The organism is Rickettsia rhipicephali str. 3-7-female6-CWPP, from assembly GCF_000284075.1.
Taxonomy (GTDB): Bacteria; Pseudomonadota; Alphaproteobacteria; order Rickettsiales; family Rickettsiaceae; genus Rickettsia; species Rickettsia rickettsii.
Window position 1 is genome coordinate 826,705 of the sequence record NC_017042.1, and the last position, 15,408, is coordinate 842,112.

The following is a 15,408-nucleotide window of genomic DNA, read 5'->3' on the forward strand; positions in this document are numbered from 1 at the left end:
TATCGAACAAATTAAATATTATGAATAATTATGCCGCAAATTTATTTTAACGGTCCGGAAGGACGAATTGAAGGAAGATATGCAAAAGCTACCTCGCCTAACGCCCCTATTGCATTAGTTCTTCATCCTCATCCTTTATATGAGGGTAATATGAATAATAAAGTAGTTTATAATGCCTATAAGATTTTAGCAGATAACGGTTATACCGTCTTACGTATTAATTTTAGAGGAGTAGGGGGATCACAAGGTAAATTTGATAACGGAGTCGGTGAAGTGGTTGATGCGGGGGCAGCTCTCGACTGGTTACAACAGAATAACCCAAATGCTCAGTCTAACCTGATATTAGGATTTTCTTTCGGAGCATGGATAGCTATGCAACTTGTAATGCGACGTCCGGAAATAAATCATTTTATTGCTATTTCACCGCCGGTTAATACAATTCATAAATATGACTTCTCATTCCTCTCACCTTGTCCTATTCCAGGGTTTATATTACAGGGAGATAAGGATAGTATAGTATCGGCAGATGATGTAAAAGACCTAGCAAATAGATTATCTAAGCAACAATCCCATATTAAAGTTGATTATAAAATTATCAATGGAGCTGACCATTTCTTTCGTTATAAAACTGAAGAATTTTCTAAAGCAATAAATGCTTATTTAATAACAATTCAATCTAATTATCATCACCATAATAATAATGTAAATGAAGAAATTAGTAAGAGCCCAAAGAAATTATTTTTATATTAGTTTTTGTTGTGTGGTTCGGCTTATCCGTCATTACGAGCAGGCGTTGTTGCGTAGGTACCCAAGTCGTCATTGTGAGGAAATTGCGTAGCAATTGACGAAGCAATCCAGTTAAAAATTCTGTAAATCAGAATTTTTTTTATTATTTTTCCGGATTGCCACGCAGTCTACGGTTGCTCGCAATGACGATTTGTTATCCACGTGGGAATGACATAAAAGAATCCATATCACAACGTCTACAATTCTAAACAAGCTTCTATTGCCAAAATTAATATTGCATCTTTTTTAGCATCTAACTCTTGAGTTAATTCTTCGTAAATTTGCCTATTTGATAGAGAAGTAAATTTTTTAAATAGCTGCACTAATTTTAAAGAGGGGATAATACGAAAAGCATGTTTTAATATTTTGATCTTTTTATTAACATTAAGCTTATTTATTTAAATTAAAGTAAAACGCTAGTAATTCGTCATTATAAAAATTTAAATCTACAGCCGTTGCCAAATAATCTATAGCATTAGCCGTATTATTACTTTCTACTTCTTGCTTCGCTGCTAATAAATAATACTCAGCAATTTCCGGCATAGACTCATGTTTATGAAATTTTGCGAGCTTATTCGTTATAAAAATAAATTTCGTCCATAGAGAAAGTCTAGCATAACAACGCATTAAAGTAATTAAATTGTCAATATCAAGTTCATTGAAATTATAAGCCTTTGTTGCGTAATTTTCTGCTTTCTCATACAAAGATTTATCATAATAAAGTTTTGCTAGATTTTTGCTACCGTAAAAAACAAATTCTTTAGATGTAATAAGTTTTTGAAAATAGGAAATTTTTCTATCTACATCCTCTTCAGTTACGGCTAAGATTAAATTATGGAATTCTTGTGAATCTTTTAGAGCTTCAGAAGATAAATTTTTGCGAGCAATAGAAGCAGCTTTAGCTTTATTATTCATAATATATTCGGCAAAAGCTAAAATTAAAGCATATCTATCATGATTAATTTTTCGTTTACTAAAAATATTATGTATTTTAGATGGTAAATCGATAATTAATATTAGAAATCTAATGACAATAAAACAAGAAATTAGTAATAAAAGCCCTAAAATAAGACTAAAGAACAAGGTAGTCTCAATATTATAATCATATAAACTAATAAAAACTTTTGAATCAAAGCTCTCTATAAAAGTAAACCCGAAATAAAGCAGTAAAAAAGTAGCACATATTAATAATAACCTAAACATCTTTATTTACAAACTCCTGCATAAATTTTTCTGAATAAAGAAAATTGATTAGATAATTTAAGTGCTCTAAAATTAGCGCTTTATCTTGTTCTTTTATCATCATAGCAGAAGGTTTTTTTTCAATTTTGATAAACTTCTCCAGCCACTTATGGTTGGTAGGAAAAATTACTTCCGTACTACTTGATTTAGAAAAAAGATAATTATTATATGCTTCTAAGTTATTTAAAATATTCCTTATATCTTGAGACAGCAGGCGGGATTTTACTATTCTTAGTTCTTTACTATAATCCTTATCTTGCATGAAATTATATACTAATAGATTTACATTTAATAAGTAATTAATATAGTCAAGTGATACCCATCCGCCTACCTCGTCACTCGTCGCTCTCCTATTAGTTATAGGCTTCGCTCCTTGTTCCTTGTATCCGAATGAGGCTGAATTGATTACAGTTTCTAATTTTGGTTCTACTAAATTAGTCGGTGCTTCAGGAAACTTTAAAGAACTTACGTAATTTAAAAGCGACTTGGTAGATAATAGAGGCGCTGCTTCCTTTTCTTCCAGGGTAGTATTTTCTTTATTTTCTACTACTTGATCAGGAACTTGGCTTAAATCCTTATTTTCACTTTTAAACAGTTTTAAAATATCGGATCTATTATGATAAAGAGTAAAAGAAGATAAGACAAATATTACTATTGCTATAAAAAAGATGTTTTTGCTTTTAAAGAAACTATCGAATTTGTGCATTTTCAGATAATAACTTGATTATATCGTTAAGGTTTTGATCATCACAATAAACCACATTTTTTATAAAAGGTCTAACTATATTTGCGACTTTCAAACTTATGGCTACAACTAAACTATCTTGTAAGTACTCTAATAAATTATTTTGAAGTAATAATTTTACTAAAGTCTTAGCACTATTTTGAGAATAAAGTAATATAAAATCAATATTATTTTTAAATTCTTTTATAATAGATACGGGCAGCTCATTCAAATATTCTACATTATAAATGATATGTCTAGCTATTTTGCTAGGTAAATCTTTAGTAATTTCATTTGAAGATAAATATATAGTCTGCTCATATAAATCAGGAGGAAAATGCTTAATCAAATCTTCCACGTTTTTAGCAGTATACATTACTTTCTTGCCTAATAATCGTTTTGACTTACTACCTACTACCCAAATATCTTGTTTTAAGTTATGACCGGTTAATAAGATACTTGCCGCATATTTACTAGTTATTATTATATTCGAGTAATTATCTAAAATATCGATATTAAAATCTAGAGTTTTATATTTAATTAAAGGACAATGAATATCACGTAAATCTAAATTATATTTACTTATTTCCTTTATAGTTTCATTATTTTCTTCAATATGTCTAGTTAATAAAACCGATTTCATACAATATTTGTACTCCAATATAAAAAGCAACTGCCCAAATAATAATAGCAGCTATTTTATTAATTATAGTTAAAATCGTACTACTTTTATTTAGCTTTCTGATATTATAACCTACAACTGCTAAAGAAAAAAACCATATCCAAGATATAAGTATGCAAGTTAAGGTAAATATAATTTTTGCAATACCGCTATACTTTAAAGCACTAGTACCTATTACTATAATCGTATCCATAATTGCATGCGGATTTAATATTGATACCGATATAGCAAATAAAATTTGTTTTTTAGCTGAAAAAGCCCCGGAATTCATTGTAAGATCAATAGGCGGCTGATTCCAAGTATTATATCCCATATAAATTAAGAAAATAAATCCAACAATAAATATAGATAATTTTAACCAAGAAATTTCAAGAATTAACAAAGATATCCCAAGAACTGCCATACATATAAGCATAGTATCACATATTGAGGCTGCAATTATGCTAGGTAAAGCCTTGCTAAACTTTGGCTGTTTTGCTCCTTGATTGAATATAAAAATATTCTGTACTCCGAGCGGCACTATTAAACCGAGAGCTAAAACGATGCCATGTAAAAAAGCACTTAATATATCATTATTCATTTAAATAGCCATTTTATTGAACTTATCAAGTCCGATATAATAATATACTAGAGCTATGATGCTCCAAATTGTTACTGCTCCTATTTTATTAATTATTTTTAATATTATAGCATTTTTATTTAATTTTCTAATATTATAACCAATTATTGCCCATGATAAAAACCATATACAAATAAACATGTAAATAATTTTATTTCCTTGATATTTGTAAAAACCAATATTTAATATACTCATTATATATGGATTTAATATAGATAATATTGATATCACAATATAGAAACTAAACTTTGTTTCCACATAAAAATAGGCTAAGGTTCTATTGTTAAATTAAAATATGATTGATTCCCAGTATTATATTCCATACAGATTAGAAAAATAAATCCAATTATGAAAAGAGGTATTGCTATATACCAAATCATAAAAATAAAGAAGAAATCATGATTGAAAACGATTATATGTATAAGTATATTATTATAACATATCGAAGCAACAATTACACTAGGTAGAGCTTTTTTGAAGCGACGATATTTTTTTGCACTTTGATTTAATATAATAATATTTGGTATATGGTATTAAAAATATTATACTTAATATATCATTCATTATTGTAATTTAGTTTTTATTTTTAATAATATTAATAAAGACGGAATAGTTATAATAGTAGTAAATAAAAAGAAATTTTTCCAACCGAAATTTACTACCATATAGCCTGAAATTATAGGAAAAATTGAGCGCGAAATCCCCATCATCGATGAAAGAAAAGAATATTGAGTAGCTCGAAATTTACCTTGACAGAGTGAAGAAATAAAAGCGATATAAGCAGTCATCATCATACCGCCGGTAATACTTGCTATTCCTATCGTAATAAATAATAATAAAGAATTTTTACCGTTTATTTCAAGAAAAATAAATAAAATATGTCCTAAAGCATGAATAATACCAAATAAAAATATACTATTTAATATATTTTTATGTTTCATAATAACACCGCCGACAAGTCCACCGATTATAGCTCCTACAACTCCCCAAAACTTTCCAACGCTTGCTATTGCAAAAGCATCATACCCAAGATGAAGCAAAAACGGGTTAATCATAACATTAATTAAGTTATCCGTTAATCTATATAATACTAGGAAAATTAATATAAGAATAATGAAATAAACAGAACCTATAGGTTTTAACGCATTATATATAAAATTTATTATGTTTTTTTTATTTTGATTATTTTTTATATCATTCTTGATTATCTGTATATGTTGTATATTCTCGTTTAAATAACAATACTTAATTCCTACAATCAATAAAATTAAATAAATAAATACTAAACCGGCAAAGATTTTATATATTTCATTAAATGTTAAATAAATAGATAAATAAATAGCTCCGGAACCGGCTAAAAGCATACCGACCCGATAACCGAATATATATATTCCTGAAGTAAACCCAAGCGATTCTTTAGGTACTATTTCCGTTCTTAAAGCACTCAATATAGTATCTTGTGCAGCACTAAAAAAAGAAATAATTAAAGCCGTGAAAGCAAATAATAATAGATTAGTACTAGGATCTAGAAAGCTGAAAATATATATAAGAAATATCAATGCACTACTAGTTAAGCAAATCCAAGATAATCTATGACCGAATATTTTGTTTAAATATTTAATTTGCACTGCATCAAAAATCGGTGCTAACAAGAAATTAATAGAGTAGGGAAGCGTTATGAATGATAATATACCGATTGTTTGCAGTGCTATATCTTCTTTAGCAAGCCAATAATTTAAAGTATTACCGGTAATCATTAGATTAAAACCGCTAATAAGCCCCAACAACCAAATAATACATAAACGAGAGTTATTTAACATGAATTTATATACTTCGAGTAAATGAAGAATTGGTAGACAAAGATCAACTGCAAAAAGAGCAAGGAGTCTATAAGGCGAGGAGCGGAGCGTATACTTAAAAATACGTGAGCACCGCAGAGCTTATGAGACAACGTAGCCAATTTTTGAAGTTCATCGAGTATATATGCCTTTAGCTCTAAGTTCCTATAGGCTTAATATGCAAAAATGTGAGTATTCTGTTTATTTGCGGCATGTAATGTAATCATGTTATTTTAATTTCTCAATATCTTTCTTATCTAATTTTGTTATTTTCATAATAGATTCTAAAGAAAGTCCTTCTTTTTTCATTTCTTTAGCCATAGTAATTTTCTCTTTTTTGCTACCTTCCTCAATACCTTCTTGTTTCCAGCTATGAGCTAAGCTATTCATAAGGTTTCCTCCTAATGCAGGGTTTAAAATAGATGTGATTTAAGCATTTTTTCTATTTCTATTTTATCATTTTCCCTAATCTTATTCAAGGTGTAGGACAAAATTAGCTCTATATAATCTATACCGATATTAACTTTAATAAATTCTGGTAAAAGATCAGCTACTTCTTGCCATCTCTTTAATAAATCTCGTTCGTGGATATGTTTGAAAAAAAACTGCAAGATTCCAGACCAAGCTTTTTCTTTTAATTTTTCATCAGAAATATTTTGAACATTAATTAACTGATAATCATTAATCCATGTATTTTTTACAAGTTCACTGTTTACTCCAATAGATTAGTAAGTGCATTATACATTTTGTACAACATTGTAGAACAACATAAGGGTACACAAAAGGAAATTTTTTATTTCCTGTCGCTTTCCTATGATATTCAGCAATTTTTAACATATATTTAAACAATAGATTTCTTTAGGCTACGCTCTACAAAACTATCTTTTTCCATTCTAAGAGCTTCAAAAGAAAGTAAAGTTTTGATAGCGGTAGGTAGATTTCAAAGAACTCTTGAGTAACTATAGGGTTTTCAAATGCAGCTCTTATAACCTCGTCATGTTTTGGCTTGCTATTTTTCTTTTTAGACATAAATGTTATTTTTTGACAAAAAACATTATATAAGGTTCTTTATTATGAGTATATAAATAACTAATAAATTTTTTATCGCTATTTGTGTAATAATTATTGCTCTTTTGTTATTAATTGTTAAAATCCATGCATTAATTTTTTATAATATGTAAATGTCTCGTACGAATTTAATACTATCTTTTTTTATTTTTCTAGCAGTAATAATTACTGCAACTTTTTTCGCAAATAATTACAGAATGTATAAACTACAGGTTGTATTATAGATATTGGGAATTATAGTTATAAAAAGTTCTATAGTACCACGTGAAGATCAATTAAATTTTGATCTAGCACTTGAGCAATTAGAAGATAGCGAATCTTTAAACTCAAAAGATAAAGCAAAGTTAGAAAAAATTTGCTCTTTTCAAGTAGAAGACGGAATGGTGCGTTTGGAGTTAGCAAAGGGTTATGATTGCTTGCTACGTCTTTATCTAGACAAAAATGCTACTTTAGTTCAGCAATATAAAGCGATTAAAAACGGTAGTTACGATTTAGATACTTTATATACTAAAAAAGCTGTGATTAATTTAGCTAAACTCATTATTTTAGGTCACGAAGGAAAAGTAAAAGAAATATTAGAAATAAAAAATGATGATGATTTCCTAAAATATTATAGCGGTATACAGCGGATGAGATTCCTTTTTTAAACAGTTTACTCTCTTACTTACTGCTAGATGTTTATTATAGGCTTAGCTTAATTCATGTATTAGGCAGGTCATCTTTTAATGAAAAAACTATACAAACCGATTACAGGCTTGCCCTAAATAGTGACTTAGATAGTTTCTATAGATTGCATATTGTTATGAATTCTAATGACCCCGTTAGTCAAGAATCAATGGAAAAATTAGCTTCCATGAAATATATCAGAGATTATTCTATAGATTTTACTACTTTTCCTGAAAATATATATTAAATCAAGCTTTAGCCGATAAGAAAATAAAATTTACGGATAATTGGCCTAGTTCAATAATGTATAGGTTATATTTTGATCAAATCTTTCCTCATCTAGATTCTATATTATATCTTGATGCAGATATTGTGTAGTACTGCATGATTTAAATTCTCTTAAAAAAATAGATATGGGTGATTATATTGCTGCAGGTAGCATAAGAGATACAGGTATTACATATTGTAGTCATAAAGTGACAAAAGAATGTAAGAGAAATATAGCTCATTCTTATAAAAATAGCAGGGTCGTATTTTAAACTTAAAAAATATGCAAGAAAAGCAAGATAAAAATATGCTTTTAGAAACTTTACAAAATTCAAAATGTGATTTTTCTTTTCCTGACCAAGATTTATTAAATATTGCATTTCAGCATTATATTTATCCCTTATCGATGAGATGGAACTTTTTTACATATTTTGAAACTCAAAGCCCTTATTTTTCTTATTTCATTTTACACTATGCAAGGACCTAAGCCATGGACTACCGATAAGCAGGAATTATGGAAGATAAATCAGGACAAATTAGATAAGATCACAAAATATTATTGGCGATATAGAGAAATAACACCTTGGAGTAGTATAAATTAATTATTTTAATTGACTTTAGCACTTAAGAGATTTAAAAGTTAACTTTAATATGTAAGGTTACAATAAAAATGTTACCGCCTAAAATTTTCTTTGAAAAAGTTAAAGAAATAATGTGGCCTATAGAAAGGAAAGAATTAAAGCTATTTATACCTATGGCTTTAATGATGTTATGTATCCTTTTTAATTTTGGGGCTTTAAGATCTATCAAAGATAGTTTAGTAGTACCCTCTATGGGGGCTGAAATTATTAGCTTCTTAAAATTATGGTTAGTATTACCCTCGTGCGTAATTTTTACCGTACTTTATGTTAAGCTTAGTAATAAATTAAATTTTGAATATATTTTCTACATTATAGTCGGCAGTTTTTTACTATTTTTCTTATTATTTGCCTATATTATTTATCCAAATCAAGATATTTATCATCCTAATGATAAAATGATAAATAACTTAATTGCCTCATACCCTAATTTTAAATGGTTTATTAAAATAGGTAGTCAATGGAGTTATGCACTGATGTATATTTTCGCGGAATTATGGAGTGCAGTAGTCATAAACTTAATGTTTTGGCAGTTTGCCAATCACATTTTTGATACTTCTAAAGCTAAAAGATTCTATCCCGTTCTTGGAATGGTCGGTAATATCGGTCTTATAATAGCAGGCAGCGTACTTGTCTTTTTCTCAAGCGAGCAGGATGTCATTGGTTCAGAATTATTACCGGATTCTTTTAATTCAGCTGCCGGAAATGCTATAATGCTTCAGCCAATCATGTCAATTATTGTTACTGCAGGAATAATTGCTATGCTTCTATTTAGAATAATAAATAGATTTATTTTAACAGATTCCATAAATGTTTTAGATGCAAAAAAAGTTACAGCTAAAATGAAAACAAAACTTTCGGTAATTGAAAGTATCAAATTAGTAATTCACTCAAAATATATAGGTCGTATTGCCTTATTAATAATCTGTTATGGATTATTAATAAATATAGTTGAAGGACCTTGGAAAGCAAAAATAAAAGAATTACATCCAAACACTATAGACTATGTTAACTTTATGGGCAGGTTTAATATTTGGATGGGGATATCATGCGTTACTTTCATGATAATAGGCAGTAATATTCTTAGAAGACTCGGTTGGCTCATTTCTGCATTATTAACTCCTATTATGTTGTCTATTACCGGCTTGATGTTTTTTATCTTTATAATTTTTATTGAAGAAATAGGAGCATGTTGCGGTGATTTTAATCTTCTATATGCAGCGATTATTGTTGGAGCAATTCAGAACATACTGAGTAAATCGTCCAAATATTCATTATTCGATTCAACAAAAGAAATGGCGTATATTCCTTTATCTTTAGAGCTTAGAACTAAGGGAAAAGCTGCCGTAGAGGTAATAGGTACTAAATTCGGTAAATCGCTTGGAGCATTTATACAGTCTTTGATATTTATTATTATTCCGACTGCTACCTTTGATTCTATTATAATATATCTGTTAGTAACTTTTATAGTTATGATGAGTTTATGGATTTGGAACGTTATAAAATTGAATAAGGAATATATAGAGCTGTGTAAGTAAACGTCATTGCGAGCGGACATTGCGAGCAGTCGTAGACTGCGTGACAATCTCATGAAATAATAACAAACTCCTGAGATTGCTTCGTCAAAATTTTCAATTTTTCCTTGCAATGACGAAAAAACTTATCCATACAACAACAGAAAATCACACTATAATACCGATTTAAAGATGAAAAAAATTCTTAAAATAATATTATTTATAACTATCTTTATTATACTCGCATATAGTGGGCTGTGGTTTACTATTATGTTCTCTTTATCACACTCTATAAATCAAAAATATGCCGGTACCAACCTTAATATAGAAGAGGCTGATAATAATCCTAATCAGCAATATCTTATTAAGTTTTCTAAAGTTCAGCCATATGGTTTTCCTTTCAAATTAGGTATTTCAGTAATTAATTGGCAAGAAGAGAGTATTAATAGAGCAACTGAATTTACCACACCGATAAATATCGGTTATGATTTACTTAAGCAGAAATTATTTATACATTTTTCCGGAGAAGCATTCGGAAAATTTAAGCCGGTTCAAAGAGGCTTTGGAGTAAGATTTTATAATGAGAACTGTATATTATCAACAAAAATACCGTTAAATTTTAAATTATTTGAAATAGTACGATTTAAAAAAGATTTATTTGAAGTTATAAATTTAATAGAAAATATTAAATTTACTTCCGGTAAAACAGAAATTTTTGACTTAGTCGATAATCAAAAATTATATGAAGAAGATCATACTATACTTACTATGTTATTTGACAAAAGTAAGTATTATACAAGTAAACAGGATTTCCTTGATAACATACCGCAAAAATTAGAAATTTATTATGAAACCGAAATAGTACAAAGTAACCTTGAAGACAGAATAATACCTGCCGGTTTATTATTATATAGACCCGCTTGGAATAATAATTTCAAATTTTCCGGTAATTTCTTGATTAGTACTAGTAGTGTGCATTTTAAAGATATTGCTAAAGATTTAACAATTGAAGTTACTAATGCAAAACTCAATAGTAATAACTTTGAAAATAATATTAATTTATTATATAAAGGTAAGTTAAACGATTTCGGCAATAATAATATTGATCTTTTGGTAGATTCGCAATTTAAGCTAAAACCTGGTTTTATAATAGGTTCATTAGAATTTATAAAGAAATATTACGATAAGCAAACCTATTTATTTAAACTTAAAGATTTTAATAATGAACTAAGCTATATTTTAAATAATAATAAACAATATAATTTTAGTATTTTTGAAGATAGGGAATATAATTTTAATTTAAATATTAATTTAGTGACTGAATTAAACAAATTAACTAGAGCACAGATAAATGCTTTAAGTCTCTATTCAAACGCATCGGGATTTAATATAACAAATGAAACTATAGTAAATGCTCTTAAAGATTCTTACAGTAAAGGTACGATAGTAATTAATGATTACTCTAGAATAATAGATGTTTTAAGTGCATATGTACACGGAGTAGGGGATTTTAAAAATTTTTCGGAAGAGAGTAAGGAAGTATACGGGAATGCTTTGAAATCATTTTTAAAAACTATTTCCGATCACCCGAATTCATCTAATTTAATTGATGCTAGCATTGAGTATATGTTTGATTTGTCCGATTTAAACAAAGCTAAAATAGGTAATATAGATGATATAAATAAACTTATACCTTTATATTATTTATCTTTATATCAAGCAGCAGTAAAAAAAGTGCAACCCGGTGAAAATGTAAAAGAAAAAATTATGGAGTTAATTCCTAATGTTAATCACAAAATATTAGAGGAATGTATACTCGATGAACTTCGTTAATCATCATTGCGAGCAAAATTTTCAATTTTTTCTCGCAATGACGGAAAAATTTATAAAAATACCATGAATATTATAGTAAAAATACAGCAAGATTTAAAAGATGCAGTAACTAAGTTAAACAATTTAATCATTAGCTGTTTAAAAAGTGATGAAGAATTAATAGAAAAGGTCGGTAAATATTTACTAGAAGCAGGAGGTAAAAGAATTCGTCCGCTTTTAACTATAATAACTGCTGAAATGTTTGATTATAAAGGCGATAATCATATAAAGCTCGCAAGTGCCGTTGAATTCATTCACACCGCCACATTGCTTCATGATGATGTGGTAGACGACAGCACTTTAAGAAGATTCAAACCTACGGCTAACGTTATTTGGGGAAGTAAAACAAGCATTTTAGTGGGTGATTTCCTCTTTAGTCAGTCTTTTAAGTTAATGGTAGCTTCCGGCTCTATTAAAGCTATGAATGTTCTAGCTAAAGCTTCGGCAATTATTTCCGAAGGGGAGGTAGTACAGCTAGTGAAGTTAAATGAACGACGTATTATAACTATAGACGAATATCAGCAAATAGTTAAATCTAAAACCGCCGAACTATTTGGAGCTGCTTGTGAAGTTGGAGCTATTATAGCAGAGCAGGTAGACCATATTTCTAAAGATATGCAGGACTTTGGGAAATTACTCGGTACGATATTTCAGGTTATAGATGACTTGCTTGATTATTTGGGTAATGATAAACAGGTAGGCAAAAATATTGGCGATGATTTCTTAGAAGGAAAAGTTACGTTACCACTGATTTTTTTATATAATAAGTTAGAGCAAGATAAGCAGCTTTGGCTCGAAAATATAATTAAATGTGATAAGCGTACTAAAGATGACTTTGTAAAAATACATGACTTAATGGTAAAACATGAAATTTACAATGAAACAGTTAATTATTTGAGTAACTTAGAAAATGAAGCAAGTAAGTTATTAAATAAAATTCCGGTTCAGAATATTTATAAAGACTATTTGTTTTCGATTATTAAATTTATTTTGGATCGCTCTTATTAAGTGGATCAATATATTTGCATTCGTAGCTCAGCTGGATAGAGCGTTGCCCTCCGAAGGCAAAGGTCGTTGGTTCAAATCCAATCGAATGCACCATCACTAAATTCACTTTTATTTTCCATAATATAGATTATAGAACAATTACTAATGTATAGTCCAAGCAGCATTCTCTGCACTTTCATCTTCTTCATTGATTAATATTTTGTGAATTGCAAATTGACGAATGAATGGCTGGGACGGGAGGATTCGAACCTCCGGATGACGATACCAAAAACCGTTGCCTTACCACTTGGCGACGTCCCAATGTAGAAACTAGAAATGTATAGACCTTATACCAATAAATAGCGGAAACGTCAATTACAATAATGATTGTAAAAATAAATTTATTTCATTATTAAGCCAATTCCTCGCTTGCGTGGATAATAAATCATAAATTTTAGCTCTAATTTTGTTATAATATTCCTTGATATAGTTTATTTCATCAATATTAAGTAGTTTCATATCAGTCAACTTACTAGCATAAGGCACTAGGCTTAAGGTCTCAAACTCAAGCCATCCGTTATTTTCTTTTACATACATCAAATTCTCAATTCTAATACCATATTTTCCAGGAATATAAAAACCCGGTTCATTAGATAAGATCATACCTGCTTTAAGTATTATTTTATTACGAAGATTTATGCTTTGCGGTCCTTCATGAACACTTAAGAAGCTCCCTACCCCATGCCCTGTACCGTGTGGATAATCTAGCATTTCTTGCCATAAATATTGCCGAGCGAGTATATCAAGATTAGCTCCTGCGATGATATTTTTTGGGAATTTGGCTTTAGCTAAAGCAATATGTCCTTTAAGTACTTGCGTATAACGCTTTTTCTGCTCATCTGTCGGCGTACCTATTACTATTGTTCTAGTTATATCGGTAGTAGCACCTTGATACTGACCGCCGGAATCTATCAGTAATATCCCCTGCCCTTCAATTTTTTTAGCAGTTTTTTGGTCAGCTCTATAATGAATAATAGCACTATTTTCCTGAAATCCGCAAATAGCAGGAAAACTATCCGAAACATATCCCTCTTGTTTAGCTCGTTGCTCTGTAAGCTTTAAACTGAGGGAATACTCGGTCAATTCGTTATTTCCTATGTCATTCCCGCGAAGGCGGGAATCCATATTATGTTTTTCTGGATCCCCGTTTTCACGGGGATGACATTGAGAAAAATCAGCAAAAAATTCACATAAAGCTACTGCATCTTTAATATGTAAATCGATTGCATGCTTAATTTCTACATCGTTCTTACAAGCTTTAAGCATTAAGCATGGATCAGTAATTTTTTGTATTTTTTTATCAGCTACTAAGTCCATTATATGAACAGATGCTATAGTATCATCAATAAAAATATTAGACATCTGCCCACATTTCGCTTCTAGAGGTAATTTAGATATCGATCCGATACTCGCATCCTCACGTACGCTTGTGTACGCTGCGGTGCTGCGTTTCGTATCTCCTTTAAGTTCCTCTCTATAAGCTGTTTTAGAAAGATGTTTATTCTCGCTATCTCTTAAAATATTTTCAAATTCTTCTTCCGGTAAAACCGTTATTTCAGGACGAGCATTAATAATTTCGGCATTGATTCTTGTAGGATTTATAAACAAATATAATTGTGTAGAAGTGAGTATAACTTTTGCAAACATTAAAGGCGTATAAGCAACGTCACTAGCCCGCAAATTTAGTAACCAACATATGGAGGAGCTATCGAGAATGACTAAGGCAGATTGCTCGGTGTCATTCCCGCAAAAGCGGGAATCCAAAAAAATTTCACGACATTTACTTATTTTATCAGTATGACTAACGCCCGCAAACTTAATATCATGCAAATAAACTTTAGAGTTTGGCTCTAGCGGCTGATTTTGCCAAATCTTATCAACTAAATTTCCATTAATCTTCTGAAAATTGAACTTTAAATTTGATATAGTGGGATAAGTAAATAATTCAGAATCGTATCCTATTTTTGCATCTTTACCAAACTTAGATATATCTTTTAAGTCAAAAAGCTTAAAAAGCTCTAAATCCAGCTCTTTATTTGCTTGCTCTAAATAACGTCCATCGGTAAAGAATAATGCTGTATCTTTATATATAATAGCTATACCGTTTGAACCAGTAAAACCTGTTATATATTCAAGTCTCTTTGCATAGCTTGGAACATATTCACTCATATATTTATCGTTAGACGGAATTATATAACCGTCTATATCATATTCTGTGAATAAATTTCTAAGCAGATTAATGCGGATTTTTATCATGTTTATATCTCTTATGTCGTGCTCTTGCCCGCTTGGAGACTGAACCGTCATTGCGAGGAAATTACTTAAGTAATTGACGAAGCAATCCAGTTAAAAAATTCTGATTTACAGAATTTTTTTATTATTTTTTCTGGATTGCCACGCTCCTTGCAGTCGCTCGCAATGACGGCTCAGCATCCAGCTAGGCAA

The 15,408-nt window shown here is 29.6% G+C and carries 10 protein-coding genes, 2 tRNA genes and 4 pseudogenes; 6 read left to right on the top strand and 10 right to left on the bottom strand.

Translation table 11 applies throughout. The features are described from left to right. Window positions 1-30: 30 nt before the first annotated feature. Window positions 31-750: an alpha/beta hydrolase gene (locus tag MCC_RS04535; protein WP_014365719.1), complete on the top strand. Its 720-nt coding sequence runs from the start codon at window positions 31-33 to the stop codon at window positions 748-750. A 233-nt stretch (window positions 751-983) separates the two neighbouring features. Here the strand turns inward: MCC_RS04535 and MCC_RS04540 are convergent. From MCC_RS04540 to MCC_RS11195, 8 genes and pseudogenes are all read right to left on the bottom strand, one after another. Then, window positions 984-1,989: pseudogene (locus tag MCC_RS04540) on the bottom strand (tetratricopeptide repeat protein). Beyond that, window positions 1,982-2,734 carry a palindromic element RPE2 domain-containing protein gene (locus MCC_RS04545; RefSeq protein ID WP_014408733.1) on the bottom strand — a complete coding sequence of 251 codons (753 nt, stop codon included), beginning with the start codon at window positions 2,732-2,734 and terminating at the stop codon, window positions 1,982-1,984. Before MCC_RS04545 ends, MCC_RS04540 begins: the two are co-directional and overlap by 8 nt. Then, window positions 2,718-3,395, bottom strand: coding sequence for a uroporphyrinogen-III synthase (locus MCC_RS04550; protein ID WP_014408734.1), 678 nt, complete (start codon window positions 3,393-3,395; stop codon window positions 2,718-2,720). Before MCC_RS04550 ends, MCC_RS04545 begins: the two co-directional genes overlap by 17 nt. Then, complete coding sequence (locus MCC_RS04555) at window positions 3,373-4,014, bottom strand: LysE/ArgO family amino acid transporter (RefSeq protein ID WP_014408735.1); 642 nt, start codon at window positions 4,012-4,014, stop codon at window positions 3,373-3,375. The genes MCC_RS04550 and MCC_RS04555 overlap by 23 nt, the downstream gene beginning before the upstream one ends. Then, window positions 4,015-4,248, bottom strand: coding sequence for a hypothetical protein (locus MCC_RS07250; RefSeq protein ID WP_231288661.1), 234 nt, complete (start codon window positions 4,246-4,248; stop codon window positions 4,015-4,017). A 368-nt stretch (window positions 4,249-4,616) separates the two neighbouring features. Next, window positions 4,617-5,873 (bottom strand): AmpG family muropeptide MFS transporter, encoded by a 1,257-nt coding sequence (locus MCC_RS04565; protein WP_014408737.1) that lies wholly within the window; start codon window positions 5,871-5,873, stop codon window positions 4,617-4,619. Between the two features lie 246 nt (window positions 5,874-6,119). Continuing rightward, window positions 6,120-6,370 (bottom strand): annotated as a pseudogene (locus MCC_RS10410) (transposase). 111 nt (window positions 6,371-6,481) lie between these two features. After that, a pseudogene (locus MCC_RS11195) lies at window positions 6,482-6,613 on the bottom strand (Rpn family recombination-promoting nuclease/putative transposase); the annotation flags it as partial. Between the two features lie 459 nt (window positions 6,614-7,072). On the opposite strand from MCC_RS11195, the pseudogene MCC_RS11200 reads away from it, so the two are divergent. The 5 genes and pseudogenes from MCC_RS11200 to MCC_RS04605 all read left to right on the top strand — a co-directional run bounded on the left by MCC_RS11200 (window position 7,073) and on the right by MCC_RS04605 (window position 13,017). Then, a pseudogene (locus tag MCC_RS11200) lies at window positions 7,073-8,494 on the top strand (glycosyltransferase family 8 protein). Between the two features lie 68 nt (window positions 8,495-8,562). Then, window positions 8,563-10,068: a nucleotide exchange transporter Tlc3 gene (gene tlc3, locus MCC_RS04590; protein WP_014408739.1), complete on the top strand. Its 1,506-nt coding sequence runs from the start codon at window positions 8,563-8,565 to the stop codon at window positions 10,066-10,068. A gap of 168 nt (window positions 10,069-10,236) precedes the next feature. After that, a complete protein-coding gene (locus MCC_RS04595; protein ID WP_014408740.1) occupies window positions 10,237-11,877 on the top strand; it encodes a hypothetical protein in 1,641 nt (546 codons plus the stop codon). 63 nt (window positions 11,878-11,940) lie between these two features. Then, on the top strand, window positions 11,941-12,924 hold the full coding sequence (locus tag MCC_RS04600; RefSeq protein WP_014408741.1) for a polyprenyl synthetase family protein: 984 nt from the start codon (window positions 11,941-11,943) through the stop codon (window positions 12,922-12,924). Between the two features lie 16 nt (window positions 12,925-12,940). Then, a tRNA-Arg gene (locus MCC_RS04605) sits at window positions 12,941-13,017 on the top strand. A 132-nt stretch (window positions 13,018-13,149) separates the two neighbouring features. Here MCC_RS04605 and MCC_RS04610 read toward each other — a convergent pair. Both MCC_RS04610 and MCC_RS04615 read right to left on the bottom strand, forming a co-directional pair. Further along, a tRNA-Gln gene (locus MCC_RS04610) sits at window positions 13,150-13,224 on the bottom strand. A gap of 54 nt (window positions 13,225-13,278) precedes the next feature. Further along, window positions 13,279-15,219: an aminopeptidase P family protein gene (locus tag MCC_RS04615; protein WP_014408742.1), complete on the bottom strand. Its 1,941-nt coding sequence runs from the start codon at window positions 15,217-15,219 to the stop codon at window positions 13,279-13,281. Between the last annotated feature and the right edge of the window lie 189 nt (window positions 15,220-15,408).